Here is a 25,757-nt window from a genome sequence, read left to right as displayed (position 1 = left end):
GCCGGTTACGTTGATATGAATTGATAAAATCGGTCTTTCATATTAATGTTATTAATATCGTAATACTTCCCATTGCCACGACCTGAACGCCCTTCAGAACTTATAGAAAGGTTTTTCATTGCATCGCCAATAAGCTTCCTTCTAGCCGCTACTGATTTACTCTCTTTACCACTATTTTCTAGCCATAAAGAAAAGTCATTAACCAAGTCACTAGCAAATATCCTAGCTTTGCCATCGAAAGGTTTTTCTTTAGATATTTCGCTATAAATAAACTCCATTACATGCGGTAAGCTACAAAGTTTTTCATCTACCAAAGTCTTTGTTATTGGGGCTTTGTGTTTGTTGAAATTAGTTATATCTAGGCCAGCTAGATAATGAAGTAAATAGCTTGCACCTCCTTTGTTTATCCAAGTATGTATTGAGTCGTAATAAATTTTGTCCTTCAAAACAGGCTCAAGCATTAAATAACGTCTCTCCTTTAATCCCGCGTAAATAACTTGGCTATGATTAGAAGCAAATATAAACCTTGAGTAGTTCGGCATTGGCTCAGGTTCGATGCCCTTTCTTTCCAACTGAATAACTCTTTCTGATATTAAGCCTTTCAGTTTATCCGCAACCCTTTTTTCTTTTAGATCTACTTCATCACCAAAGATAAGAATTTTGTTCGCTACAGTGCCATTAAATCTCTGAGTTAAATTATAATGCCCGTTAACGTGTGCACTGTGTTCTCCGAGCATCTGCTTAAGTGGCTCAACTAAAGTTCCTTTGCCCGTACCTTCCAGTGATTTCATTAAAATTGCTACACTAGGCTTTTCTTCCGGCTTTTGAATCATATGCGCAAGCCACTGAATAAAATATTCAGCCGCTTGATGATCACCGCCACAAATACCTTCTTTAATATGATTTAAATAGACAGAGCAATCACCTTTTTCTGGCTCTATAGCGAGCCCCTTATAAAAGTTATAAACACCATCAGGGCAATCATTAATATTAGGATAAAACCCTACACCGTTACGATAAATCGATTTACTTTCCCATTTAAACCAAGCTGAACCTCGATTCAAGCCATTAATTTTCTTCTCATGCTCAAAGTATTTATTGAACTGAGAAACATCTTCAAAGCTTGTTGTCATTCCATTAACCGGACAATGCTTAGTGCTGACTATTTTATGTTTTCCACCGATAACGATATGTGAATATTTTTCATTCATACTAGCCAGAATAGAAATATCTTCTTCACTCAGTCTTTCTTCACCTTGGAGCCTGTTGGTATAGTTTGGTTCAGTATCGGTAGAGTTACTCTTTTTTATCTGTACCGCCTCTAAGTCTTGTTTTACTTGGACTTTATTATCAGTGGCACAGTTGGGATAGTTATTTTCAGAATCTTTTAAAATATCCATCAGTTAACCCCTACTAAAGTATCAACAACAGCCTGTTTTCCTTTGGCTAGCATTAGATCGTTAAAATCACCTTTCTCATCTGGTGCAAAAGCTTTTAAACCAAACTCAAGTGCTGCGTCCTTTGCCTTTTCAATGCCAACATTAACCTTTAGGTGTGAATCATTATCGGCACATATGATTGGTTTTAACTTGTATTCATTTACTAGCATTTGAGCTACTAAAAATAGGTTATTAGCGTTAAAACAGTAGAATGTTGTTAAGCCCGTACATTCAAATAGAGTAGATGCAGTAGCAAACCCCTCACATAATAAAACTGTTTCATCTGGTAGGTGTTTACCTATGGCATTAAAACAGCCCTTTATTTTCCCTCCACCTAACATTTGTTTTGAACCATCAGGTTTTATAAACTGCAAAGAAGAAAGCTCGTGATCAGGCTTGCCAGAAAGAATAGGAACAACTAAGTCACCTTTTACGCTAACACCTATTCCATAAGGTTTAATTCCCTTCCTGGTTAAGTAGGGATGGTTAAAAGCAGTATTAGCTTTGCTCAGAATGTAATATGCCTTATCCACCGCATTGACAGGCTTTTTATCTTGGCTAGTTTTAGGTGTCTGTAATGGCTTAGAATCGCCTAATACAGTCTTGATCTCTTTAACAGTATCATTAAAGGATAAGTTCAATGCTTTGCTAACAAGTGAAAACCCGTCACCAGCTCCGCATTGATTACAATAGAATGTGCCTCGACCTTCTTTATCATCAAATCTAAAGCGATCACTGCCCCCACAAATTGGGCAAGCACCATGTTTATTATTTGCAGGAACGTGCACCCTTAAAGAATTAAGGGTAGATTCCCACCGTCCATTAGCTATAATGGAAATGTCTTGAATATTCATATTTTTAGACTCCTAAATCCCGTTGCTAGTTTGGTCGCTTGAAACGGGATTTTTCATATCTCTTAGTATAGTTTTCTGTTTAGTTGTAAAGACTGTATGTTTACACCTCTTTAAGCTCATTATTTACACCCCTCTAATTGATTGGTGTATGTTGGTTTTATCTGATTTTCTTGCTGCAATCTCGCAAGCTCTCCATAAGGTATTCTTGTTGAGTTCCTCACCTTGTAAGCGAATAACTCACCAGCTTTGATCATTCTATAAACTGTTATTCTTGAAATGTTTGCTCCATAGGCAAAACCATCAACCGTAAAGTCTTTGTTCATCTTTATATATCTCTCTGTAACTATTAAGTTCATTTTAAATACTAAATTAGAGACAGATTGAAAACACTTTATATAAACCACCATAACTACTTGATGTGGTTTTTAATTAATGGCTCTCCCTCTTTTACAGTCTTTATCCAGTTTTCAAGCGTCCTTTTAGGTAATGTTTTACCTGTCATTTCCTCAATACTTCTTAATAATTCCTTTACAGTTAACTTTCTTTTCAATTGCTTTTTAGCAATCTCTGTCTTTGAATAACTAGATATAATTAGATAATTCTTAATACGTAATTCAATAAAAGGGTAAAACTGTTCCCATGGGGAGCGTTTGCCTGCAATCGATTGTGAGTGCCTTTTTTTTACTTCCTGTGCCACCCCATAATCCATTGTTCGCTCGTGAACATTATTTAAGTCCATTAAAACCAGTAAAGCATCTTGAAGCTTTTCTATCGTGTCACATGCGTCTTTAAAAAGGCTAAGTTCGCTTTCGTTCTTTGGAATGTTATTTTCAACAAAATCTTGAACACTTTGGCAGGCACCAGTCAACAACTGTTCAAACTTTTCTTTTTCTTCTTTTTGAAACTGTTTCATCTGCTCTATTCCTTGCTAGCCAAAGAAGAAAGGTGATCACACCACGTTTGCAACCACTCTTTACATTCATCTTCGTACTGGTGTAAATCATAAGTTCCTTCAACGCCTTTTTTACTATGGCCTAAAACGGCTTCGGCAATATTTGAGGGACAGCGTAAACGGCTTAAGCCTGACCTAGTTGTTCGCCTTAAATCATGTGCTGACCAATCATCAATTTTCAAAGAGTCTCTTGGTTTAATTCCATCTGCCTTAGGCTGAGAAAGCGCACAAACTATTGCATGTTGCTTAATGTGCTTTGTGCCTCTATTGCTTGGGAAAACATATTTAGAATCATTCTTGCGGCTATTGAGAAGGTATATTGCTTGGTTAGATAGTTGAACTGTTCGGCTTAAACCTGTTTTAGTATCTTTCAAATGATAAGTGCCTTTTTTAAGATCAATACTTTTCCAATCAGCCTTTACTATTTCACCAGTTCGGCAGCCAGTAAATAAAGATAGTAACAAAGCATCTTTAACATTTTGGCTTATTGTTGCAGTTGGTAGCCACTCAAGAAAAAGAGTGATTTCATCATCAAGTAAAATCCGCTTTCCTTGGTTCCTTTGTGGGGCCTTTACGCCAGTAGTGGGATTGTTTGAATGCTCAGGAATACGGCCGGCTGAAATACCATGTTCAAAAGCAGCTCTTAATTCGCGCCTTACATCACAAGCAATAACAGGCGCTCTTTTAGCAATAAGCTGAATTAAATCATGTACGTTTGCTCTAGATAGTTCTGTAGCTTTTATCTTGCCTATATGTGGAATTATATCTTTATTAGATAGACGGTTTATCTCTGTGTAACCTTTAATAGAGCGCTTCTGTTCAACATGCTCAGTTATATAATGTTCCATCATATCGGCAACGGTATAAGGTTTCTTCTTGGCTAGCTTAAGTTGCTCCCTTGCTTCTAGTTTTTCCTCTTTTAACCTTGTCGCAGGGCAACCACCTGCATCACGTTCAGCTTTATAAGAATTAAAATATTCTCTAGCCTTTTTTAGGCCTAAATCACTTTCAGAGAAAGAGCCTATTTTGATTTGCTTTAGTTGGCCTGTGATTTTATTGCGATAACGATAAACCCAAGTTTTATTTCCGGACTCATAAGCCAATAATCTAAGTCCAGAATAAGGGGGAGCGTCTGCCAGAAAAGAAGGTTTCTTTCCTGATTGGGGATCGTATTTAAAACGCTTTGCCGCTAACGGTGTGATTGCTGTAGAATTAGGTTTAGCCATAGTGTTATCCAAAGTAACAAAGTGGTTAGGGTTTTGAGGGTGTTGGCGCACTCTCTCTACCTGATTAATGATAGGTTACATAAAAAACTACACTAGATCCACTTAATTTACAGATTTAATTTGATATTGTCTGAAACAGCCAGAAACAGAGTGTAGAATGGCAAAGCCCTATAAAATAAGGCTTTAAAAATAAAAAAGAGAACGAAGTCCCAATATGAATAAAGCCTCTAAAGAAAATGATTTTTCTTCTCACACACCAATGATGCGCCAATATTTGGCAATTAAGTCAGAGTTTCCTAGCATTCTATTATTTTATCGTATGGGTGACTTTTATGAGCTGTTCTTCGATGATGCGAAACGTGCAGCTGATCTGCTTGATATCTCATTAACGGCTCGTGGAAAATCAGGTGGTAATGCTATTCCAATGGCAGGGGTGCCGTATCATGCGGTTGAAAACTATCTTGCTCGGCTTGTTCAATTAGGTGAATCAGTTGCTATTTGTGAACAAGTCGGTGACCCGGCAACAAGTAAGGGGCCTGTTGAACGTAAAGTTGTTAAAGTCGTTACACCTGGTACGGTCAGTGACGAAGCGTTATTGACTGATAGACAAGATAATTTGTTGGTTGCAGTTTTTGAAAACAAGACTAAGTTTGGTATCGCCTACTTAGATATTAGTTCAGGCCGCTTTGTTGTAACAGAGCCTGAAACATCGGAGCAATTGCAAGCTGAATTACAGCGCTTATCGCCAGCAGAACTGCTCTATCCCGAATCATTTATTGAATATGGTCTTATTCAACACTTTAAAGGAATAAGAAAGCGTCCTGACTGGGAGTTTGATATTGATACAGCGCTGTCCGTGCTAACTAAACAGTTTGGTACGAAAGATTTATCGGGCTTTGGTGTTCAAGATAAACACTACGCCATTTGCGCGGCAGGTTGTCTATTTCAATACGTAAAAGATACACAGCGTACAGCGTTACCTCATATTCGTTCTATCATTAGTGAGTCAGCGACAACCGGTGTAGTGCTTGATGCCGCAACAAGAAGAAACCTCGAATTAACCCAGAACTTACAAGGTGGTATTGAAAATACTCTTGCTGCTATTTTAGATACAAGTATAACGCCAATGGGGTCACGTTTACTTAAACGTTGGATTCATTTTCCACTGCGAGATCTTCAAGTACTGTCTGCACGCCAAGCAACGATAGCCAATATACTCGACTTAGATTTAAGTGAAGTTATCGCCCATTCTTTAAAACCTATTGGTGATATTGAGCGAATTGTTTCTCGCATTGCGATGCGTACAGCACGGCCTCGTGATTTTGCGCGTTTACGTAACGCTTTAGCCGCACTGCCTAATATCGCTGAAGATTTATTTGATGTTACGGCAAATCATCTCAAGCTGATTGCACAAGAAATTGCCCCACAGCCGGTTTTACAGGCGCTACTTGAAAAAGCGATTGTTGATAATCCACCAGTACTTATTCGAGACGGTGGTGTTATTGCGCCTGGTTATAACGATGAGCTTGATGAGCTTAGAAACTTAAGCCAAGGTGCAAGTGATTATCTTGCTCAGCTTGAGTTACGTGAGCGTGAAGCAACAGGTATTCCAACCCTTAAAGTAGGTTATAACAAGGTTCATGGATTTTATATTGAGATTAGTCGCGCATCTTCTAATGAGGTGCCCGACCACTATATTAGAAGACAAACACTAAAAAATAATGAGCGTTTTATTACTAATGAGCTTAAACAACATGAAGAGAAAGTACTTACCGCGCAAAGTCGCTTTCTTGCGTTAGAAAAGAAACTCTATGAACAGCTTTTTGATTTAACACTCCCTGATCTGGCTTCATTACAATCCTTAGCTGAAAATTTGGCAGAACTTGATGTCTTGAATACCTTTTCTCAAACAGCTGAGCGCTTGAACTATGTCAAGCCACAGCTGACAGTTGAACCTGGTATCTCTATTGAAGGCGGTCGTCATCCTGTTGTCGAGCAAATGACTGTCGAGCCGTTTATTGCGAACCCTGTTAGATTAGACGAAAAGCGCAAAATGTTGGTGATAACAGGCCCTAACATGGGGGGGAAATCGACCTATATGCGACAAACGGCGCTTATTGTTTTAATGGCTCATATTGGTGCTTATGTGCCAGCACAAGCTGCAACGATAGGGCTAGTTGATCGTATCTTTACCCGAATTGGCGCCTCAGATGACTTAGCCAGTGGACGTTCTACGTTTATGGTAGAGATGACAGAAACAGCGAATATTCTTCATAATGCCACTGAAAAAAGTTTAGTCTTATTAGATGAGATCGGTCGTGGCACAAGTACTTATGACGGGTTGTCTCTAGCTTGGGCCTGCGCGGAAATGTTGGCACTAAAATTAAAGGCCTTTACCTTATTTGCTACCCATTATTTCGAATTAACATTACTTTCAGAGCAAATAGATACACTAGCTAATGTCCATTTAGACGCAGTGGAGCATGGCGATAACATTATCTTTATGCATGCGATACAAGAAGGTGCAGCGAGTAAAAGTTTTGGCTTACAAGTTGCTCAGTTGGCAGGTGTGCCTAAAGCAGCGGTAGCGCGTGCTAAACAAAAATTAGCAGAGCTAGAAACAGAGCAACAAGCGGGTGTTGGCCTGCAAGAGTCAACTAATCAACAAACACAATTACCACTAATCGATGAGCCCCACGTAGTGTTACAAAAGTTAGCTCGCCTAGATGTTGATGATATTACGCCTAGACAGGCGCTAGAACTATTGTTTGAACTAAAAAAATCCGTGTAAATACTCATTACTTATTGACGTTATTTGCACAATCTTGAACTTTGTACTATAAATTTTAGCTATTGAAATCAAAAGGAATTTGATATGTCTTTAGCTAAAAAGGGAACCTTTAGCGTTTCCCATTTTTGCCCAGCAAGTGTGCTTTATAAAATCAATATTAAACAAGCGCGTGCATTTTTCATTGTTCTTACGACAATAGCGACAAGTCTTGCCTGTTACTTGCTCTACTTTATCAGGCAAGATATTCAATTATGGTTATTGGAAAACAATCAATTATCTACGATTGATGTTGCTCAAGTTCGGGTTGACGATGTTTGGGTACAGCCCAATGACTTCGTTGATATTGGCTATCGGCTGTTTAGTTTGTCTTTTGAAGATAATCAACCTCATGCAGATGAGTTGATGCGTCAATTGATTGTGCAAACACGGACTGAAATTGCTGAGTATAGCAATAAGAAAAAAGCATTAGTTGCAAGGCGTAACCAAACCTTATCGAGATTAGCAAACGAAGTGTCTGAGCTTAATCATGCGATTCAGAGTATCGTCTTTTATGATCGAATACCTGCGACTTATCAGCAATTTAAATTAGATAAATCAAACCTCTTGGCTAAATTGAAAGGTGAGCTAAAGTTAGCTAAATCAAAGCAAAGGTCACAGCCTTTGCATTACAACAGCCATATTCGGGCGATCAGTCGTTTAGAAACCGGTCTGTCGAAACAGTTAAACAACTTAATTGCTAATCGTCGCTTTGAGATTATCGCAAAAGAAAGAGGCAAAGTCGTTGATGTTCATCCAAGTAGCAAAACATCGTTAAATTTTAATAGGCCTTTGATTACGCTATCAGATCATAAAACGCCTGCTGTGCAATCAATATACCTCTTCAATGCTAAGTCTCCTGCTTTTCAGCGAACAATAGATAGACGCCTTAAAAAGGCTGCGTTTGAGTATTTGAACCTCTAAATAAACGATAGCTGTTACGCAGTGATATATAGCAAGCAATCGCTTTTAGCTATTTGACTTTGTCGAGTTGCCATAAATATTTGAAAATCACAGGCGGCAATGAGTCTGCTGTCTTCAAAATAGAAGTAGTCGTCGATAACGTTTTGTTTATATTCATCTAGCAAGACTAAGTTTTTTAGACCATCACTGTCCAACCACCCAAGAATTTGACCAGCATGGCATTTCCCGTAATTAAATTGCTCGATATTTGAGATAATGGTTACACCATCGTTGCCTTGATCTTCTACACCAAAAGCTAAAGATACATCCTTTGCCAATTGAAGCCTCATCGGGTGATGTATCACTTTGATTGTTTGTTTATGTGATGACGTTAAATCAACACCATTTGCTAGCGTAGTAATAGCCTCGAAAGCTACTTGGTTTGCTTGTATATCATTACAACCGCCACATTCTAGGGTGATTACCGGGCAATCTATGTTTATTTCCATCAATGCCCCTAATGTTATATGTGAAAGAATTAAGTTTTCACAAAAGAAACTTGCAAGTTTCAAGTGTTGTTTATCCATATGTGCGCTAACACAAAAAGCTGGACTACTGCCTGAGGTGTTATGCATATCAATAACAAGTTTGGGGTTAACTGCCTTAACGGCATGCTCGATAATATTAGCTCGTAAGTAGTAGCCGGAGGTTTCCACGTGATTGAAGCAACGGTTAATATCTAAGCCTTCATTAAGAAACCGTTTACTAAATAAGGGCGTTGAATTTGCCGCTTCCACGGAGCAAATAATAAATCTAAAGTTAATATGATTTTGTTTCTTTTTTTGGCTTAACCATTGATGTAAGGCAATAAAACCAGAAGGTTCATTGCCATGCAGCAGTGTTGTAATGACATACCAGTCATCGCTCTCTTTGTTGGTGATATCAATTACGGTTGGACCATATAACGACAGTAAAAATTGCCGATAGTCAGCTTTCAATGTATTGCTACTTGGGTTTTTTAGATAGCATATTTCTGAAAAATCTATTTCCATATGCGCTCCCATTCATGAACTGGTTTACAGCTACGGCAGTTTTCAAGGTATAACAAGGTAAGTGCCTTACAGGCATCATGATTAGTCATCTTTTTGGTCAACTCTGCCAATGTCTGTTTTTGCCAAATGGCGCCAGTAATGCCTGATGCCAGTCGCGCGGCAATGATTGATAAAAACTTATCTGCTTCTGCTTCCTCAATATTGAGTTGTAATAGACCTTGTTTGGCTACTGGCAGTAACTTTGTGATTACTGAAGAAATCTCAACTTCACCTACGTGGTATTTATGTGAAAATGGCCAAAGTACTTTGGCATTGATGCCTGATTGAGCCGCGCGATAGAAATTATATTCAGCATATTGAAAAGGCAAAACACTGGTGTATTCATCGATATTATTTGCAACCCCTGTAGCTAAACCAATAGCAAACGCAGCGTTAGCGAGCATATCTAGGCTCGTTGGGCCTGCAGGAATTGCCCGAAACTCTAGGCGAATATGGCCATTGCCTTGATTGCAATAAACCGGACGATTCCAAGGCCATGTGGTACCTAAATGCAATGAAAGTTCATTAAGCTCAGGCAATAAACCGGTTGTTGGCTTATTGCTTGTTACAGGCATAATTGGTTCAAACAAACACACCGCTTGACTATATAAATGCCAGGGGGAGCCGTGTAACCAGCCAAAACCAAAATTAACTCTTGGCTGTTCTTGCCATGGTGTGTTGTCAGGCTTACGTATATCGATAGACTGCTTGAATAATGCGATACGTGTTTCATCCCAAAGCCGTTTGCCGAGAAAAATAGCGGAATTTGCACTGACCGCTGTGACCAAGGGTAAGGTAAGCTGGGCAGCATTATAAACATCTGTAAATTTACTTGGCTCAATCATCAAATGGACTTGAAATGAGGTGTTAGCGCCTTCAGCACTAATATCATCAATATTTTCAGATAATGACTCGTCACCATTAATATTAATTTTGAAGGCATCACCACGGGCTTTATACAGGTATTTGGATAAACAATGATAACGGGGAAGGTCTGTCATAAAGTCAACGTTCAAATGTTGCTTCTCAAGTGTCGGTAATATCCCTATCGGCAACACATTAACCCGACGGTTTTTAGCGATGACTTCTAAATGATCCGTTTTCGCTTTCATTTGACGCTGAAGCGCTGAAAAAGGTGTCCCCGCTAAGTCGACTGGTTCAAGGTTAAGCTCTAGGTTGTAGCGATTAAGTTCGGGTTGGTATTGGGGATCATTGAGGTCACCAATTAGTTGCTGGTTTGAAAGACTGATTTCACCTTGATCGTTAATTAAGTACATTTCAAGCTCAGCACCAAACTTAAGTGGCGCATTGCCAAAATTTGGCTCAGCTATAATATGCTTTAACGCATCGAGCTGTTCGTGCAACGCTTCAGTAAAGTGCGTAAATTGTGCGTCGCTAAAACTAACTTGTTCAATGTTCTGCCCCATAAACCCTCCTACATCCTGTAAGATTCATGTTGGCATAAAGCTTGTGGTTGAGAGTTGATTTAGGTCAACTAATCAACAGTATATCTGGCAAGCGTTTCTATAACACTTGCCATGTACATATTGTTTAAGGGTGGCGTTTAAACACCTGATTAGGTGTTTGAGTGACATCGAAACAAAGTCTGTCGTGTAATCGCGACGCACGTCCTTGCCAAAATTCAAAGTAGGTTGGTACAACACGGATACCACCCCAAAACTCAGGTAATGGTATTTCTTGTCCTTTAAATTTTTCAGTGAAATGTTGAACACGGTTCTTTAATTCATTATTGTCAGTCATTACGTGACTTTGATGAGATGCCCAAGCACCAATTTGGCTGCCGCGATCTCTAGAATGAAAATATTGTTCTGATTGCTCTTTTGAGGTGTGCTCTATTGTACCTTCAATGCGTACTTGACGTTGAAGAACGCCCCAGTGAAAAAGAATCGCTATTTTGCTGTTTTCAGAAAGTTGTTGGTGCTTGTCACTTCCATAGTTGGTATAAAAAACAAACCCTTGTTCGTCATACGCTTTTAATAACACCATACGTGATTTTGGCTGTCCATCATGACCACATGTGCTAATTGACATTGATTCGGGCAATAAAATGCCGGCTTTGTTTGCATCATTAAACCATTTTTCAAATAGTGCTAACGGTGTTGTTTCTTCATCAAGTTCAGGCATTGGTAACGCGACACCTTGCCCAAAAGTAAATAAACAGCGAATCTTTTCTAAAAATGTCATAGTCGATAAAAAATTAAGGTGTTAAAAATAATATTTTAACACCTATTACTGTTGAAAGAATTATCTAGATCAATGATTTTTCATATAATCGATTGTTAAGTTACTCAGTAATTTAACGCCAAGTGCCATACCACTTTCATCGATTTTAAATTCTGGTGTGTGGTGACCTGGTGCTTCACTTGCTGGAATATCTCTACTTTTACCTCCTACAAATAAATATAAACCAGGCACTTTTTCTTGGAAGAATGAAAAGTCTTCAGCACCGGTAACCGCTTTCGTTAACTTAACGTTTTCCTGACCTGCTGTTTCTTTTAAAACAGGTAACATCTCTTGCATTAACTCAGGTTTGTTGTAAGTAATTGGGTATTGGTAATCTAATGGTAGCGTTACTTCTGCCGTGGCATTCATACTCGCAGCAATAGCATTTACCTTTCTATGCACGGCTTCATGAATATGCTCTCTTGTATCTGGATTTAAGCTTCTAATTTTACCAATCATCTCTACTTCATTTGGGATGATATTCGAGCGGTTGCCACCGGTTATTTTACCTATACTCACAACCGCTGCACTGTCGATAAGCTCTACTTCACGGCTAACAATTGTTTGAAGGCCCATAATGATTTGAGCTGAAGTCACAATTGGGTCAGCACTTAACCAAGGGTAAGCACCGTGTGATTGCTTTCCTTTTACAACAACTTTAAATGGGTCTACAGCTGCCATGATACCGCCTTCACGGTAATGAACAGTACCAACATCTTTATCAGACGAGATATGCAGACCAAAAATAACATCAACATTTGGATTTTTGAGAACACCTTCTTTAACCATAATTTCAGCGCCACCTACTTCACCGGCAGGTGCACCTTCTTCAGCTGGCTGGAAAATGAATTTGATTTTGCCACGTAACTGCTCTTTCATTTGGGTTAGTACTGTTGCCGCACCCATTAACATAGCAATATGGGTATCATGGCCACATGCGTGCATGACACCCGCTTGATTACCGTCAAATTCGCCCATGGCTTTAGACGCAAATGGTAAATTGGTATTTTCTGTGACTGGCAACCCATCGATATCAGCACGTAACGCGATAGTTGGCCCAGGTTTACCTGTATCTAACAACGCTACAACACCGGTTTTAGCAACACCAGTCGTCACTTGTAAATTGAGGTCTTGCAAAAACTTAGCAATAGTTTTCGCTGTTTCAAACTCTCGATTAGATAACTCTGGGTTTTGATGAAAGTGGCGACGCCATTTAATAACATCAGCCTAAATGGTATCGGCTATTTGAGCCACAGATTGTGTATCTGTCGCCGCAGAAAAAGAAAATGAGGTAGAGGCTAGTATGAGACTAGCGAGTAGAGTTTTTTTCATAGGTAATACAATTGTTCTTGTTGATTTTTAGCATTACCTTACTGAAAAGTATTAAAAATGGCTAATAAAATGCGACATATTTACACTTCCCAATCATCGGTGTCATCGAGCAAAGATTTTAGGCGTTTTTCTTCTAGCAGTTCGTCAATACGCTTTCTGGCTTTAGAATTACGAATATCTTGCTCATCTTGTTTATAGCCACTGTCTTGTTCAGAGAGACTATCGGTGCCTTTTAGGCTATCAATTTCTTGATTATTCATATCTACCTTCAAAAAAAATAAACACCTATAATTTGAAAATAGCCAAAAATTATCAAAGTGTTAACTTTTTATTTGTTTTTTTTATGTGAACAGCCTGTTTTTTCATAAAAAAACGGAATAAATGTCACCATTTACTCCGTTTTTTAGCGATTTATTGTTAACTTACCAGCCTTCAACACCTTTCATGTCAGGTAGTTGGTGAGCGATACCTTTATGACAATCGATACAGGTTTTCTCTCCGCTAGCTAGTGACGTTGAATGCTGTTGGGCTGCTCTCGTACTTTGGGCAGTGAAGTCCATATAGTCGAAGTTGTGACAGTTACGACATTCAAGAGAATCGTTAGCTTTTAGGCGATCCCATTCATGCTCGGCAAGTGTTTTCCTGTGAGCCAAAAACTTCTCACGTGTATTAATGGTACCAAATATCTTGCCCCAAACCTCCTTGGAAGCTTGCATTTTACGCGCAATTTTATTGGTCCACTTATGTGGTACATGGCAGTCAGGACATGTCGCACGAACACCGGAGCGGTTGGTGAAGTGAATCGTCGTTTTTAACTCTTCATACACGTTACTTTCCATTTCATGACATGAAATACAAAACTCTTCAGTATTGGAAAGCTCTAATGAGGTATTGAATGCCCCCAAAAAGATAATCCCTGCGATAAAGCCACCAAAGGTTAAAAAACCAAGGCTTTAATACTTACTCGGTGTTGAGAGAGTTTGCCAAGCATCCTTCAATTTATTAATCAAATTTTTCATGGCTACTCCTACTTAGGATCGGTTTTAGCTTTCATCAATGTGTGCATATCTATGAACGTATTTTCAACAAGCGGTTTAGTATCTTGCTGAGTAACGTGACACTGACTACAAAAATATCGTCGCGGCGATATCTCCGCTAAAAAGTTACCATCACGATCCATAAAGTGTGTCACGCTTACCATAGGTGCTTGCGATTCCTCTGTGCGCTGTCGACTGTGACAAGCCATACACTTATTGGTATTTAAGTTAACTTCGTAATTTCTGATTGTGTGTGGAATGAGCGGTGGTTGCATCGGATAATTACGTTTTTGCTTTATGTCCGAATTATTAACCTGATAGATCTTATTAGGTGTTTTTTGCTCATCAAGTTTAGTTTCGTTTCTCAAGGTAGAAATTTCTTGCGCTACAGAGTGTATAGCGATGCCTGAAAAAGCAATACTGGCGATTAACAGCCCTTTAATTATTGTTTTCATCATGTTCTCCTTAAGCCTTTATCACTTTAACAGCACATTTTTTGAAATCAGTTTCTTTTGACAACGGATCGGTCGCATCTAACGTCACTTTGTTCACGAGGCGACTTGCATCAAACCATGGCATGAAAACAAGGCCTTTAGGCGGTTTGTTACGACCACGTGTTTCAACACGTGTTTCTACTTCACCACGACGAGAAACAATCTTAACTAAATCACCGCGACGCATGCCCCTTTCTTTTGCATCATCAGGATGCATGTAAAGTAGGGCATCAGGCATTGATTTAAAAAGCTCAGGCACCCGTTGTGTCATCGAACCTGAATGCCAATGCTCTAATACACGACCTGTCGATAACCATAAATCGTATTCACGATCAGGTGACTCTGCTGGCGGTTCGTATGGCAGAGCAAAGATAACTGCGCGGCCATCTTTATGACCGTAAAACTCAAAGTCTTTACCTTTACCTACATAAGGATCGTAGCCTTCTTTAAAGCGCCACTTTGTTTCTTTACCGTTAACAACAGGCCAACGAAGCCCTCTTTCTTGATGGTATCTATCGTATGGTGCTAAATCGTGTGCTTTGCCACGTCCAAAACTTGCGTACTCTTCAAACAAACCTTTTTGTAAGTAGAAACCAAAGTCACGTGATTCATCATTGAGTCGATCGTCTGGGATTTCATCTAATGAATATTTGTTAACTTGGCCATTGGCAAATAGTACGTCAAAAAGTGTTTTCCCTTTATATTCAGGGTTTTTATCTAAAATTTCTTTTGGCCAGGTTTCATCGGTTGTGAACCGCTTCGAAAACTCTACCGTTTGCCAGACATCTGATTTAGCACCTTTAGGTGGCTCTACCATTTGATACCAGGTTTGTGTTCTACGCTCAGCGTTACCATAAGCACCTTCTTTCTCAACCCACATTGCTGTAGGTAAAATTAAATCGGCAGCTTGAGCTGTTACCGTCGGATATGGGTCGGAGACAACAATAAAGTTTTTAGGGTTTCTATAACCCGGTAAACCTTCTTCCATCATATTTGCTGCTGCTTGCATGTTGTTATTACATTGCACCCAGTAGAAATTAAGTTTGCCATCTTTGAGCATTCGGTTTTGAAGTACCGCATGATAGCCAGGCTTTGGTGGAATAATGCCATGAGGGATTTTCCATTTTTTCTCTGAAATTTCACGGTGTTTAGGGTTGGCTACTACCATATCGGCAGGTAAACGGTGTGAGAAAGTACCTACTTCACGCGCGGTACCACATGCTGATGGCTGACCTGTTAAAGAGAAAGGACTGTTGCCTGGTGTCGAAATTTTACCCGTCAATAAGTGAATGTTATAAACCAAGTTGTTTGCCCAAACACCACGGGTATGCTGATTGAAACCCATCGTCCAGAATGAACACACTTTCGTTTTCGGATCGGCATACAGTTCAGCTAAATCTATTAAGTTCTTTTCTGGCACACCTGAAAGTTTTGACGTGTATTCAACCGTATAGGTACTAACAAATTTAGCGTATTCGTCAAAATTAATTGGCTGAGAGCCACCTGCTTTTTTAGCATTTTTGGCTCTTTTCTCTAGCGGATGATCTGGGCGTAAGCCATAACCGATATCAGTATTACCCAGTTTAAAGTTCGTATGTTTATCAACGAAGTCTTTATTTACACGATCTGTTTGAATGATGTAGTTAGCGATAAAGTTAAGAATAGCTAAATCGGTTTGCGGTACAAATATCATACCGTTATCAGCTAATTCGTAACTTCTGTGTTCATAGGTAGATAGCACTGCGACTTTAACATGTGGCGCACTTAGACGACGGTCGGTAATACGCGTCCACAAAATAGGGTGCATTTCCGCCATGTTTGAGCCCCATAAGACACATGCGTCTGTATGTTCCATGTCATCATAACAACCCATTGGCTCGTCGATACCAAAGGTGCGCATAAAACCACCTACAGCAGATGCCATACAGTGACGAGCATTAGGGTCAATGTTGTTACTCCTAAAGCCTGCCTTATATAGTTTTGATGCAGCATAACCCTCAAAAACTGTCCATTGTCCTGAGCCAAACATACCAACACCTGTTGGCCCTATATCTTTTAGGGTTTGTTTGGCTTTTTCTTCCATTACATCGAACGCTTGATCCCAAGAGATAGGGGTGAAATCGCCGTCTTTATCATACTGGCCATTTTTCATTCTCAGTAAAGGTGTTGTCAGGCGATCTTTACCGTACATGATTTTTGATAAGAAATAGCCTTTTACACAGTTTAAGCCTTTGTTCACCGGCGACTTTATATCACCGTGCGTGGCGACAACTTTGCCATCCATCACACCAACATTGACACTACAACCGGTGCCACAAAAGCGACAGGCGGCTTTATCCCATTTTAATTTAGTCACATCGCTACTGGTGATTAAATTAGAGGTACTTGCAGGTACGGAAACCCCTGCGACAGCGGCAGCGGCTGCGACAGCATTAGCTTTTATAAATTCACGGCGATTAATGGTCATGATGTCACCTTATCCTTATTATGAAGCTTGTTGTTCATTTAAAAATTGATGATACACAGGTGATAATGACATCACCGAGTTGTGCAATCGTATTGGTGTTAGAAGATGGTCAACGGCTTTATGAGAACTGGCTTCAATGGTGAAGACAATCTTTCCATCCTCACTTACAGCATGCACTTGACCGCCTTGCTGTAAGCTTATTAATTCACTTAATTCTTCGACATGCTCAGGCATGACATGGGCTACAAAACTTGCAACGTGATATTCAACTTCATTCATTATGATTCTCTACTAACGATAATTTGATAGCATCTTGCGGACACGATGAAACACATGCGCCACAAGCTGTGCAGTCTTGTTGATTAATTTCGGGTTGAGGTGTTTGGTGCAAAACCAAAGGAAACGATATAACTCGTGCGTCACATGCGTCACGACAGCTTTGGCAATAAATTTGGTATTTGGTTAAGCACTTATCATTGACAATGACTTCTGCTTGCCATGCTTTTGTCGTATTGGGGTCGTCAAACATGTCAACATCACAGACATCGACACACTTTTGTCAAAAGGTGCATTCATCTGTGGCGAAGTCTACGTATGGAAACCCTTGGCGATCCCTTTTAATGATACTTGTTTCACACACTTCAACACACTTCTGGCATTGTGTGCAGTTTTTCGTGAAATTAGCTTCATTTTTTGACCAAGGTAACCGTAACGTTGTTGGTGAAGATGCTTTTATACTTGCCGTAAAAAAGCGCCTGCGCGCAACGTCAATCGTTTCAGTCATAGCTACTCATCTTCCTTAATTAGTAGGCGGACCTGTTAATATTTGGCTAATCCAAATAGTAAAGCCAAGCGCGCCAACAATAATGACGGAGAGAATAGGTGCTAAAAAAACGGTAAGAAAAATAAACATGTTTCTTTCTTTACGCTTTGTCACTGTTGCATCTTCAGTTGATGTATCCATAACAACTCTCTGTTTTAATTGTTTTAATATTTAAGATGTAAATATAGTGTTGCACAGAAATTAACCACAATCACTACTGTCTACATTTTCAACAATTAGTTTTACAAGTCATTTACAAAGTGAAAATTTCATGCGCTAGATCAAGTGTAGTTTAGATTTCGTAATATGCTTGATAGACTAGCTATTATTTTTCTATTACCTAATACTTTGAAAAAACAACTTAAAGCACTGCTAGAAGCGCGTGAAAGGCTACTTAGAAAGTTACGAATGAGACAGCTCATTGTTTTAGTTGGTGAGCCTAATTGGGCGTATCCGTTGGTTGCTGAATCTATTGGCAAGACAGAGCCGTTTGTCTTTAGTGAACAAGAAAGTGTTACAAGCACTTTGTCACCAAAAAATATCAAACAATGCTTAGGGTCAGAGGTTGGGTCTATTGCTTATTTTGCTGAGACATTCGAGCCAGAAACTTTTGCTGTTTTATCCGGCTTGATAAAGGCAGGCGGCACATTTTTTCTTAATTTAACGCCTGCATGTCTCGAACAAAGCTGTTTTGCTCGTTATTTTTTAGCACAAGCTCGTCAAGATAAATGTCAGGTAGTTGTTGAACAACATCAAACAACCATTCCCGATGAGGCGTCGGCTGAACATTTAAAGTTTGTTCTTCATGCTCGCTTAAAATCTGAAGATCAATTTACAGAAATTGACGATGGTTTATGTTTAACATTCGAACAACAGACCAGTGTTGATATGATCGTTAGTAGCGTTCAGAAAAAACGCCAACAAATCGTTACGGTGATTACCGCTGATCGTGGACGCGGTAAATCAACTGCCTTAGCTATCGCCTGTAGTCGTCTACTGTTTAGTGCTAAACGTCAGTTGCGAATAGGGGTAACAGCACCCAATAAACAAAGCTTAGTGGTGTTTTATCAACAACTTGAAAACACGTTAACCAAGCTAATCGGTGAGCCTGTAAATGTCCAGCAAGCACTCAACCAAGTATGCTTCTATGCCATTGATGATCTTATTCTAAATCGCCCTGAACTCGACTTATTGTGTGTTGATGAAGCGGCAGGCATTCCTGTGCCGCTATTAGAACCATTAGCAACCTATTATAAAAAAACGGTGTTTTCATCGACTGTTCATGGCTATGAAGGCGCAGGCCGAGGATTTACCGTTAAGTTTTTAAATTTCTTAACTGTCTATCAAAAGCAGCTTGGTGATAAATTCAAACTACAAAGTCACCACTTAACATCGCCTATACGCTGGGCAACAGGCTGCCCATTAGAGCAATTTAGCTTCGAGAGCTTGCTGTTGAATGCTGAAATAGCACCTTTATTAAATGTTAACTTGGATAAGAAACTGACGTTTTTTCAGCCATCAAAAGCACGTTTGGTTGATGATAAAGGTTTATTAAAACAAGTTTTTGCTTTGCTTGTTAATGCCCATTACCAAACATCAACGAGTGATTTAAAACTTCTCCTTGATAATGATTTGATTGATTTATTTTGTCTGGCAACATCGGGCGAGGGTGGAAAAGAACAAATTATTGGTGTTGCGTTAATGATTAAGGAGCAGGTGCTACCTAGAGCCATGCATCAAGGCGTTATTAATGGTGATAGACGTGTTCGAGATCACTTTACTGCGCAATCATTGGTTCAGCACTTAGGTTTTAACAATGCCCTCGATTTGTCTTTTTATCGTGTGATGCGTATTGCTATTCACCCTGAATTGCAACAACGAAAACTTGGGCAACATTTTCTCGCTGAAATCGCAGTAGTTGCAAGAAACACTGGTTTTGACGCGTTGTCGACAAGTTTTGGTGTAAACAATAACTTATTCAAATTTTGGCATAAAAATGGTTACACCCTCGCCAGATTAGGTAGTAAAAAAGATCACGCCAGTGGAGAGTACTCTGGGTTGCTAATTAAACCATTAACTGAAGAGGCAAAAAGGCTACAAGTGAGATTTATCGAGTCTTTTGAACGCAGTTTTATCACGAATATCCGTTTTTTGTGGCCTGACTTATCAGCATCGTTAATGAGTGAAATATTGCAAACACTATCAAAGCGAGTGGTTGATCAAGTAACGCCGGTTGATGAGCAAAGTATTTTGGACTTTGCACAGAATAGAAGACAATTACTGCCTTGTTTATTCAGCTTAAGGCTTGCGCTTGTTGCTCAACTTGGCCGTGATTTCGATAAAGAGTTGTTACCTTTAGTTGATTATTTATTGCGAAATATGGCCTTATCTGCGGTATATAAAAACCATGATTTCACAGGAAAAAAAGACTTTATAAGTTACTGCCGTGCAGTAAGCTTAAAGTTATTGGACAACTAATCCGTTGCTCTGCAAATTACTTTAAGTTTTTTGCGAAAGTTTGTTTAAATTTAGCTAATTTAGGTGAAACAACCAATTGACAGTATCGGCTTTCAGGATTTTTATTCACGTAATCTTTATGGGCTTGTTCAGCTACGTAAAATTTTTGTGCAGGCGATACTTCCGTTACAATCGGTTCTGGCCAAATACTATGGTGGTTAATTTCTTGGATAAGTTTATCTGCGATGACACGTTGTTGGTCATTGTAGAAGAAAATAGCACTGCGGTATTGAGTACCGACGTCGTACCCTTGTCGGTTCAATTGAGTTGGATCGTGCAAATTGAAAAATATCTCTAATATTTCTCGGGTTGAAATAATGTTGTCATCGTAGTGAATTTTTATGACTTCAGCATGGCCGGTTATGCCACGACAAACATCATGATAGCTTGGCGTAGCGGAATGGCCACCGCTATAGCCAGGCTCTACACTGATTACACCTTTTACACTTAAGTAGGCAGCTTCGATACACCAAAAGCAGCCAGCTCCTAACATTAATTCCTGTGTCATCTCTTTCTTCCAAGTAAACTTCTAGATGTCTATACGATTAAAGGTAAGTTATAGACTTTGGGGTGTCTATAACTTATTTGAAAAAAGAAGATTAATGAATCAATTAATCGAGATTATAAGCGACATGTTGGTGGAACCTGACCATCACTTCAGCTTTTTCAGGAGTCAGCTTGAGTTCTGATAGCATGAGGTTCACAGCAGCATTAATTTGGTTTAAAAATCTGCCATAGCCAACTTCTGTTTGGTTTTCTTTGCTTGCAACAAAAACTAACTGGAAATGATCAACAAGTTCACTTGCGTTCCACCAACTCATTAAGCCGCAGGGCTTATCTTCGGGATTATAGCCCAGCATTTGCAACTCACCTTGACGTGATATGGTATTTGTAGTGGAAAACCGAACAATAGGAACGAGTCCATTAGCGACAAGCGCACCATTGTTTAAATTAAATTGCTGGCTTGCTTTTGTCAGTGCTTTGGTAATTTCACTATATAACGGGTTGTAAGGATCAGATGCTTGTTCATCAATGTCCATTGATCTAATTAACTCGGGCGTTACAGGAATATTGATAACAGCGTAAGTCATTGCAGACTGCTCTTCAGGCAATTCAATTTGCTGGCTAGCATAGCGCTTTTTAATTGGGCGAAGTTTATGCACCTGCGTTTGCTCATACCCTTTTTGTTTAGCATACAAGTCATAAGTGAGGTGCTGATGATCACGTAATCGGATGGCATGGTCAGCCAAGCCTAGTTGTTGACTATATTGGCTAATAATTTGTTTTACTTTTGCATGAAAGTGAGCGGCATTGAAACGAATCTCTTGGCCTGTACTTAAAAACAATAAGCTAATTTTCTTTGTTTTGATATTTGGATCGTAAAAGGCTTTTTGCAATGAATGATATTGCGGGTTGTAGTAAAACAGAATTTGCTGGTTTGTTTGCCATTGGTGCATTTCTTCACTAAAACGCACACGTACTAATTTATCATTTGCAATAAATTGACCGTTACCTATTTCAACATTATTGCAAAGCTCAAAGAATTGTTTAGATAGATGTTGATATAACGCATTAAAATTTTCGTCTAAATTAAGTTCATACTGCTGAGTCAATTGTTCAATTAACTCGTCGGTTAGGCTGAACTCTACAAGTATATATTGATTATCTCTAACGTTGCCTGTAATGAATGCTTTGTGGGCGGCACTGCGCTTTCTAATAATTGACATATGATCCTCCATGTCAGATGAATGGCGCTACTATAGGTTCACTAGATGACAAAAAAGTGTCAAAGCAAGATATTTTGGCTAGTAAGTTGATGAAATTTTTATGACAATAATTAACCTTAGAAAACGGATAATGGTGTATTGATTTGACTGAGTTATTGAATGAAGAAATGGGACAGGCAGAAATTAAGCAAGCAATAAATACGGTGATGCCATTTGGTAAATATGCGGGCAGTAAATTAATTCATTTACCGGAGCCATATTTAGTGTGGTTTAACGCTAATGGTTTCCCACCCGGTAAGTTGGGCCAGCAATTAGCGTTAATGTATGAAGTGAAGCTTAATGGCTTAGAGAAAATGCTTGCACCGTTAGTTGACTAACTTACTTCGATATCTTCTAGGTCTGTTGGTGAATTGTCACCATCATCATCCACTTTTCTTGTGCCAAAAAGCGTATGGAACTGTTTAGGTGACAATACTTTATTTTGGTACTTCAACCAGGTTTTTTCTATTTTGGTTTCTGCGGATCTTTCACCGTCGCAAACGGCTTTAAATTGTTGCTCTTCGGCGGTTACTGCTACTCGCTTACCATTGGCTATTTCTTGTAAAGCTACGCCGTGTTGCTCCAGTATTTTGACCTCAGAGATAGAGTAGTCGCCGCTTCGGTTAATACCACGAGGATAGTTTTTGTCATCGTAAAAACGACGAGTAGATTGAAAACTTTCTTGAAGATGATTTTGGGTGCTCATAGTGACTCACTGCAAAAATATACGAATAAGATTATTTATCGCAATTTTTAACCTAACTTTATTGTCGAATCAACAAAAAAATTATGACAGTTTTAATTTTCTTTTAGTTCGTTGATTCAACGCCTCATTAAGCCCTTGAATATTCACCGTAGAATAACTTGTTTAGTTAACTTATTGATTTTATCTAGCAAAATTAATCAGCTATAAAAAGTGATAGTCAAAATTACATTTTTATGACTAAATTTGCTTGCATTGTCATAAAAAGTCCTTTTTAATGGATTTGTCGTCAAGTGAAAATAATTGATGGCCGCTAATATCAAAAGTATATGTTTTTCAATGTTTTATGAGAGGTTCGCCGATGAAAAGACAGAAAAGAGATCGTTTAGATAGAGCGTTTTCAAATGGTTATCAAGCAGGTGTTTCAGGTCGCGGTCGCGACAATTGTCCATATCAAAATTTAGATGCTAAGTCAGAGTGGCTCGGCGGTTGGCGAGAAGCCATGGACGCCAAAAATACTGGCCTTATTAAATAAATATTTTCACCCAATCTAAAGAAGAAAAAAGCCTACGAATATCGTGGGCTTTTTTGATTTATCTTTCTAGCAATGACACGGTAAAAAACATTTTGAATATAAGTTAGTCTTTTTTGTTATAAGTGTTATTATATCGCCAAAATTTATCTCATTGGTTTATAGATAATGCTGTCGTTACGTGAAATCCAGCCACAAAAAAATGAAGTCTACCTAGACAACAACGCTACAACGCCTGTACTTCCTCAAGCAATTGAAGCAGCTACGCATACGATGCAGTTATGCTACGGTAATCCTAGCAGTAGTCATATCACAGGTATTAAAGCTAAATATATTTTAGAGACTACTCGAGATCTTGTACGACAAGTAATTGGTGCTCAAAGTGGCCAAGTTATGTTTACTAGTGGTGCTACTGAGGGGATTCAAACAGCCATCATTTCGTCGTTGATTGCGGCAAAGTCAAAAGTAAACAGTGTTAAAAAACCTATACTTTTATATGGCGCAACTGAACATAAAGCAGTACCTGAGTCACTAAAACACTGGAATGAAATGCTTAATATTGGTGCTGAAGTGATTGCCATCCCAGTAGATGAACGTGGCATTCTTGATATGGACTTCATTGCTAAGCATGTACCAAACGCATTAATGATTTGTACGATGATCGCTAATAATGAGACGGGTGTTTATCAAGATATATCATTGTTGGAGAAAACTATTCGCCAACACAACAGTGATGTATTTTGGATGGTCGACTGTGTACAAGCGCTTGGTAAAATCGCGTTGACGATTTCTGAAACAACGATCGACTACGCCCCCTTTAGTGGTCATAAATTGTATGCGCCAAAAGGCATTGGCATATTATATGTTCGTGATACTGCACCATTTACTCCTTTTATTGCCGGTGGCGGTCAAGAAAGTGGTTTAAGATCTGGAACCGAAAACTTACCTGGCATTGCAGCACTTCAAGCAGTTTTAACCTTGTTAAATGATAAAGATGATTCTACGTTTAAATCATCAGCGCAGTTAGCAAACTATCGTGAGCAATTAACCCAGACACTTTGTGAAGCATTTCCCGAGATCGTTTTTAACCATGATTTTAGCTGTAGTTTACCTACAACAATTAACTTTTCGGTTAAAGGGCTTACTAGCAAAGACATTATGGACTTATTTGATGCCGCTCATATTCGCGTAAGTGCAGGTTCGGCATGCTCATCAAAGGTAACAGGAAGCTTTGTTCTTGATGCAATGGGTAAACCTAAGTGGCAAAGCGAAAGTGCAATTCGAATGTCATTTGGCCCGGCTACAACACAGGAAGAAATAACGACAGCATGTACCGCCATAAAACAAGCAGTAAAAGCATTGCAAAGTAGCTGTCTAATCTTATCTGATACTGCCGATAACAGTAATTTGGGTGTTGATGGTTTACAGCAATGGATGTATGACAATGGCTGTACATGGTGTTACGTCGATCAACGCACAAAAGAGTGTTTTGTTATCGATTTGGCACCAGAGTTGGTAGGTAAATTCGAAACATTAGTTGCGTGTCAGGGCTATCAAGTTGTTGCTGCTCTTTCGACTCATCAGCATATTGCCAACGAAGAACATGTCAATATGATTCAAGCGCTATTACATACAAGTAATACGACATGTGACGCGCTTGGCTGGCCGAAAAATGCCGAGCTGATTAGTTTAGAAAATGATCTAACGGTTGAAGCAATTAAAGTTGGTGATAAAGTTTTGGCACGGGTAGCAATGCCGGGCCATACTCAAAATAGCGTCGCGTATCTTTTAGGTTCGCCAAGCAACCAAAAATTACTGGCAAAAGATATAGCATTTGCCTTTACTGGCGATAATATTCAAATTAGTGGATTAGGGCGCTGCGATCACCAAGACGGCGATGCAAGTGCTTTATATCAATCATTACAATTTATTAACCAAGTGATTATGCCCGACACATTATTGTGTCCAGCACATGACTATTTACAATTATTTAATACAACGCTTGAGCTAGAAAAACAATCGCATGAATTACTTTCTCAAGCACTTGATGGTGAGTTAACCGAACAAGCTTTTATTGCTGAAATAACAGCAAGAGATAAGCAATTACCAACATCTGATTTTAATCAACATTGTGGTGTCGTAACAGCATTTAGTAACGTAATAGAAGTGGTTCACCCTAACGAGCTAGTAAGCTTTATAGAGCATCACCCTAATACTGTCGTGGTAGATGTTCGCGAACCTCATGAATTCGACGCTTACCCAGATGACGTTATTGCAGGTAAGAAAATGGTTAATATTCCACTTTCTCAAATCACACAATTTGTTCAGCAACATAAATCTGAGCAATCAAACCACACTTATGTCTGTATTTGTCGCAGTGGCAAACGCAGTGAAGCAGCAGCTAAAACATTACAGCGAAACCACTTTGAAAATATTTTTCATGTACCAGGTGGTTTTGCATTGCTAAATGGTAACTAATTTAACATTAGGCTAGCCGTTTTAAATTGAGTTGATAAAATAGCGCTATATCCCATGGCGCTATTTTTTTAT

Annotated in this window: 24 protein-coding genes and 2 pseudogenes; 6 read left to right on the top strand and 20 right to left on the bottom strand. The window is 39.1% G+C overall.

Translation table 11 applies throughout. From position 1 onward, the window contains the following. Nucleotides 1-5: 5 nt before the first annotated feature. The 5 genes from QQK02_RS09885 to QQK02_RS09865 form a co-directional block, all read right to left on the bottom strand. On the bottom strand, nucleotides 6-1,400 hold the full coding sequence (locus tag QQK02_RS09885; RefSeq protein ID WP_284207847.1) for a DUF5906 domain-containing protein: 1,395 nt from the start codon (nucleotides 1,398-1,400) through the stop codon (nucleotides 6-8). Then, complete coding sequence (locus QQK02_RS09880) at nucleotides 1,400-2,293, bottom strand: primase-helicase zinc-binding domain-containing protein (RefSeq protein WP_284207846.1); 894 nt, start codon at nucleotides 2,291-2,293, stop codon at nucleotides 1,400-1,402. The genes QQK02_RS09885 and QQK02_RS09880 overlap by 1 nt, the downstream gene beginning before the upstream one ends. Nucleotides 2,294-2,412: 119 nt before the next feature. Further along, a complete protein-coding gene (locus tag QQK02_RS09875; protein WP_284207844.1) occupies nucleotides 2,413-2,649 on the bottom strand; it encodes a helix-turn-helix domain-containing protein in 237 nt (78 codons plus the stop codon). 53 nt (nucleotides 2,650-2,702) lie between these two features. Next, a complete protein-coding gene (locus QQK02_RS09870; RefSeq protein ID WP_284207843.1) occupies nucleotides 2,703-3,206 on the bottom strand; it encodes a hypothetical protein in 504 nt (167 codons plus the stop codon). Nucleotides 3,207-3,211: 5 nt separating this feature from the next. Next, nucleotides 3,212-4,471 (bottom strand): tyrosine-type recombinase/integrase, encoded by a 1,260-nt coding sequence (locus QQK02_RS09865; protein ID WP_284207842.1) that lies wholly within the window; start codon nucleotides 4,469-4,471, stop codon nucleotides 3,212-3,214. A 214-nt stretch (nucleotides 4,472-4,685) separates the two neighbouring features. On the opposite strand from QQK02_RS09865, the gene mutS reads away from it, so the two are divergent. Beyond that, nucleotides 4,686-7,262, top strand: coding sequence for a DNA mismatch repair protein MutS (gene mutS, locus QQK02_RS09860; protein ID WP_284207841.1), 2,577 nt, complete (start codon nucleotides 4,686-4,688; stop codon nucleotides 7,260-7,262). 84 nt (nucleotides 7,263-7,346) lie between these two features. Then, complete coding sequence (locus QQK02_RS09855; protein ID WP_284207840.1) at nucleotides 7,347-8,222, top strand: hypothetical protein; 876 nt, start codon at nucleotides 7,347-7,349, stop codon at nucleotides 8,220-8,222. A 14-nt stretch (nucleotides 8,223-8,236) separates the two neighbouring features. Here QQK02_RS09855 and QQK02_RS09850 read toward each other — a convergent pair whose 3' ends face one another. The 12 genes and pseudogenes from QQK02_RS09850 to napE form a co-directional block, all read right to left on the bottom strand. Then, on the bottom strand, nucleotides 8,237-9,253 hold the full coding sequence (locus QQK02_RS09850) for a M14 family metallopeptidase (protein ID WP_284207839.1): 1,017 nt from the start codon (nucleotides 9,251-9,253) through the stop codon (nucleotides 8,237-8,239). Then, nucleotides 9,244-10,719 (bottom strand): hypothetical protein, encoded by a 1,476-nt coding sequence (locus tag QQK02_RS09845; RefSeq protein WP_284207838.1) that lies wholly within the window; start codon nucleotides 10,717-10,719, stop codon nucleotides 9,244-9,246. Before QQK02_RS09845 ends, QQK02_RS09850 begins: the two co-directional genes overlap by 10 nt. A gap of 124 nt (nucleotides 10,720-10,843) precedes the next feature. Further along, nucleotides 10,844-11,497, bottom strand: coding sequence for a pyridoxamine 5'-phosphate oxidase (gene pdxH / locus QQK02_RS09840; protein WP_284207837.1), 654 nt, complete (start codon nucleotides 11,495-11,497; stop codon nucleotides 10,844-10,846). Between the two features lie 69 nt (nucleotides 11,498-11,566). After that, nucleotides 11,567-12,868, bottom strand: a pseudogene (locus tag QQK02_RS09835) (amidohydrolase). Between the two features lie 80 nt (nucleotides 12,869-12,948). Continuing rightward, the gene (locus tag QQK02_RS09830) at nucleotides 12,949-13,128 is read right to left on the bottom strand and encodes a PA3496 family putative envelope integrity protein (RefSeq protein ID WP_284207836.1); all 180 of its coding nucleotides are present in this window, start codon (nucleotides 13,126-13,128) and stop codon (nucleotides 12,949-12,951) included. Between the two features lie 162 nt (nucleotides 13,129-13,290). Beyond that, a pseudogene (locus QQK02_RS09825) lies at nucleotides 13,291-13,878 on the bottom strand (cytochrome c3 family protein). Nucleotides 13,879-13,895: 17 nt separating this feature from the next. Next, nucleotides 13,896-14,360, bottom strand: coding sequence for a nitrate reductase cytochrome c-type subunit (locus QQK02_RS09820; RefSeq protein WP_284207951.1), 465 nt, complete (start codon nucleotides 14,358-14,360; stop codon nucleotides 13,896-13,898). Between the two features lie 10 nt (nucleotides 14,361-14,370). Then, the gene (gene napA / locus QQK02_RS09815) at nucleotides 14,371-16,866 is read right to left on the bottom strand and encodes a nitrate reductase catalytic subunit NapA (RefSeq protein ID WP_284207835.1); all 2,496 of its coding nucleotides are present in this window, start codon (nucleotides 16,864-16,866) and stop codon (nucleotides 14,371-14,373) included. A gap of 18 nt (nucleotides 16,867-16,884) precedes the next feature. Then, nucleotides 16,885-17,145: a chaperone NapD gene (locus tag QQK02_RS09810; RefSeq protein ID WP_284207834.1), complete on the bottom strand. Its 261-nt coding sequence runs from the start codon at nucleotides 17,143-17,145 to the stop codon at nucleotides 16,885-16,887. Further along, on the bottom strand, nucleotides 17,138-17,395 hold the full coding sequence (locus QQK02_RS09805) for a 4Fe-4S binding protein (RefSeq protein ID WP_284207832.1): 258 nt from the start codon (nucleotides 17,393-17,395) through the stop codon (nucleotides 17,138-17,140). Before QQK02_RS09805 ends, QQK02_RS09810 begins: the two co-directional genes overlap by 8 nt. Before the next feature lie 30 nt (nucleotides 17,396-17,425). Continuing rightward, nucleotides 17,426-17,650, bottom strand: coding sequence for a 4Fe-4S dicluster domain-containing protein (locus QQK02_RS09800; RefSeq protein ID WP_284207831.1), 225 nt, complete (start codon nucleotides 17,648-17,650; stop codon nucleotides 17,426-17,428). A 15-nt stretch (nucleotides 17,651-17,665) separates the two neighbouring features. Next, entirely contained in the window at nucleotides 17,666-17,830 is a 165-nt protein-coding gene (napE, locus tag QQK02_RS09795; RefSeq protein ID WP_284207830.1) for a periplasmic nitrate reductase, NapE protein, read from the bottom strand. 165 nt (nucleotides 17,831-17,995) lie between these two features. Here napE and QQK02_RS09790 point away from each other — a divergent pair, with 165 nt between their 5' ends. Next, entirely contained in the window at nucleotides 17,996-20,167 is a 2,172-nt protein-coding gene (locus tag QQK02_RS09790; RefSeq protein ID WP_284207829.1) for a GNAT family N-acetyltransferase, read from the top strand. Nucleotides 20,168-20,183: 16 nt separating this feature from the next. On the opposite strand, the gene msrA is transcribed toward QQK02_RS09790, so the two are convergent. Both msrA and QQK02_RS09780 read right to left on the bottom strand, forming a co-directional pair. Further along, nucleotides 20,184-20,714 carry a peptide-methionine (S)-S-oxide reductase MsrA gene (gene msrA, locus QQK02_RS09785; protein ID WP_284207828.1) on the bottom strand — a complete coding sequence of 177 codons (531 nt, stop codon included), beginning with the start codon at nucleotides 20,712-20,714 and terminating at the stop codon, nucleotides 20,184-20,186. Between the two features lie 103 nt (nucleotides 20,715-20,817). Continuing rightward, a complete protein-coding gene (locus QQK02_RS09780) occupies nucleotides 20,818-21,933 on the bottom strand; it encodes a DUF3083 family protein (protein ID WP_284207827.1) in 1,116 nt (371 codons plus the stop codon). A gap of 167 nt (nucleotides 21,934-22,100) precedes the next feature. Here QQK02_RS09780 and QQK02_RS09775 point away from each other — a divergent pair, with 167 nt between their 5' ends. Continuing rightward, nucleotides 22,101-22,310 carry a DUF3820 family protein gene (locus tag QQK02_RS09775; RefSeq protein ID WP_284207950.1) on the top strand — a complete coding sequence of 70 codons (210 nt, stop codon included), beginning with the start codon at nucleotides 22,101-22,103 and terminating at the stop codon, nucleotides 22,308-22,310. Here the strand turns inward: QQK02_RS09775 and QQK02_RS09770 are convergent. Beyond that, nucleotides 22,307-22,678: a DUF413 domain-containing protein gene (locus tag QQK02_RS09770; protein ID WP_284207826.1), complete on the bottom strand. Its 372-nt coding sequence runs from the start codon at nucleotides 22,676-22,678 to the stop codon at nucleotides 22,307-22,309. The genes QQK02_RS09775 and QQK02_RS09770 overlap by 4 nt on opposite strands. 358 nt (nucleotides 22,679-23,036) lie before the next feature. Here QQK02_RS09770 and rmf point away from each other — a divergent pair, with 358 nt between their 5' ends. Both rmf and QQK02_RS09760 read left to right on the top strand, forming a co-directional pair. Continuing rightward, nucleotides 23,037-23,210, top strand: coding sequence for a ribosome modulation factor (gene rmf / locus QQK02_RS09765; protein WP_284207825.1), 174 nt, complete (start codon nucleotides 23,037-23,039; stop codon nucleotides 23,208-23,210). A gap of 165 nt (nucleotides 23,211-23,375) precedes the next feature. Further along, nucleotides 23,376-25,685, top strand: coding sequence for an aminotransferase class V-fold PLP-dependent enzyme (locus QQK02_RS09760; protein ID WP_284207824.1), 2,310 nt, complete (start codon nucleotides 23,376-23,378; stop codon nucleotides 25,683-25,685). Nucleotides 25,686-25,757 lie beyond the last annotated feature (72 nt).

The organism is Thalassotalea eurytherma (genome assembly GCF_030161415.1).
Taxonomy (GTDB): Bacteria; Pseudomonadota; Gammaproteobacteria; order Enterobacterales; family Alteromonadaceae; genus Thalassotalea_G; species Thalassotalea_G eurytherma.
The sequence above is the reverse complement of the archived record's forward strand: the minus strand, read 5'-3'. Positions and strand labels throughout refer to the sequence as shown.

Excerpts from the sequence above, each read along its gene's own strand:
- QQK02_RS09810 (WP_284207834.1), bottom strand. The coding sequence starts at position 17,145 with ATGAATGAAGTTGAATATCACGTTGCAAGTTTTGTAGCCCATGTCATG.
- QQK02_RS09885 (WP_284207847.1), bottom strand. The coding sequence starts at position 1,400 with ATGGATATTTTAAAAGATTCTGAAAATAACTATCCCAACTGTGCCACT.
- QQK02_RS09865 (WP_284207842.1), bottom strand. The coding sequence starts at position 4,471 with ATGGCTAAACCTAATTCTACAGCAATCACACCGTTAGCGGCAAAGCGT.
- QQK02_RS09805 (WP_284207832.1), bottom strand. The coding sequence starts at position 17,395 with ATGTTTGACGACCCCAATACGACAAAAGCATGGCAAGCAGAAGTCATT.
- pdxH (WP_284207837.1), bottom strand. The coding sequence starts at position 11,497 with ATGACATTTTTAGAAAAGATTCGCTGTTTATTTACTTTTGGGCAAGGT.
- mutS (WP_284207841.1), top strand. The coding sequence starts at position 4,686 with ATGAATAAAGCCTCTAAAGAAAATGATTTTTCTTCTCACACACCAATG.
- QQK02_RS09820 (WP_284207951.1), bottom strand. The coding sequence starts at position 14,360 with ATGAAAACAATAATTAAAGGGCTGTTAATCGCCAGTATTGCTTTTTCA.
- napE (WP_284207830.1), bottom strand. The coding sequence starts at position 17,830 with ATGGATACATCAACTGAAGATGCAACAGTGACAAAGCGTAAAGAAAGA.
- QQK02_RS09770 (WP_284207826.1), bottom strand. The coding sequence starts at position 22,678 with ATGAGCACCCAAAATCATCTTCAAGAAAGTTTTCAATCTACTCGTCGT.
- QQK02_RS09780 (WP_284207827.1), bottom strand. The coding sequence starts at position 21,933 with ATGTCAATTATTAGAAAGCGCAGTGCCGCCCACAAAGCATTCATTACA.
- QQK02_RS09845 (WP_284207838.1), bottom strand. The coding sequence starts at position 10,719 with ATGGGGCAGAACATTGAACAAGTTAGTTTTAGCGACGCACAATTTACG.
- msrA (WP_284207828.1), bottom strand. The coding sequence starts at position 20,714 with ATGACACAGGAATTAATGTTAGGAGCTGGCTGCTTTTGGTGTATCGAA.
- QQK02_RS09775 (WP_284207950.1), top strand. The coding sequence starts at position 22,101 with ATGGGACAGGCAGAAATTAAGCAAGCAATAAATACGGTGATGCCATTT.
- rmf (WP_284207825.1), top strand. The coding sequence starts at position 23,037 with ATGAAAAGACAGAAAAGAGATCGTTTAGATAGAGCGTTTTCAAATGGT.
- QQK02_RS09850 (WP_284207839.1), bottom strand. The coding sequence starts at position 9,253 with ATGGAAATAGATTTTTCAGAAATATGCTATCTAAAAAACCCAAGTAGC.
- QQK02_RS09880 (WP_284207846.1), bottom strand. The coding sequence starts at position 2,293 with ATGAATATTCAAGACATTTCCATTATAGCTAATGGACGGTGGGAATCT.
- napA (WP_284207835.1), bottom strand. The coding sequence starts at position 16,866 with ATGACCATTAATCGCCGTGAATTTATAAAAGCTAATGCTGTCGCAGCC.
- QQK02_RS09800 (WP_284207831.1), bottom strand. The coding sequence starts at position 17,650 with ATGACTGAAACGATTGACGTTGCGCGCAGGCGCTTTTTTACGGCAAGT.
- QQK02_RS09760 (WP_284207824.1), top strand. The coding sequence starts at position 23,376 with ATGCTGTCGTTACGTGAAATCCAGCCACAAAAAAATGAAGTCTACCTA.
- QQK02_RS09830 (WP_284207836.1), bottom strand. The coding sequence starts at position 13,128 with ATGAATAATCAAGAAATTGATAGCCTAAAAGGCACCGATAGTCTCTCT.
- QQK02_RS09790 (WP_284207829.1), top strand. The coding sequence starts at position 17,996 with ATGCTTGATAGACTAGCTATTATTTTTCTATTACCTAATACTTTGAAA.
- QQK02_RS09855 (WP_284207840.1), top strand. The coding sequence starts at position 7,347 with ATGTCTTTAGCTAAAAAGGGAACCTTTAGCGTTTCCCATTTTTGCCCA.
- QQK02_RS09875 (WP_284207844.1), bottom strand. The coding sequence starts at position 2,649 with ATGAACTTAATAGTTACAGAGAGATATATAAAGATGAACAAAGACTTT.
- QQK02_RS09870 (WP_284207843.1), bottom strand. The coding sequence starts at position 3,206 with ATGAAACAGTTTCAAAAAGAAGAAAAAGAAAAGTTTGAACAGTTGTTG.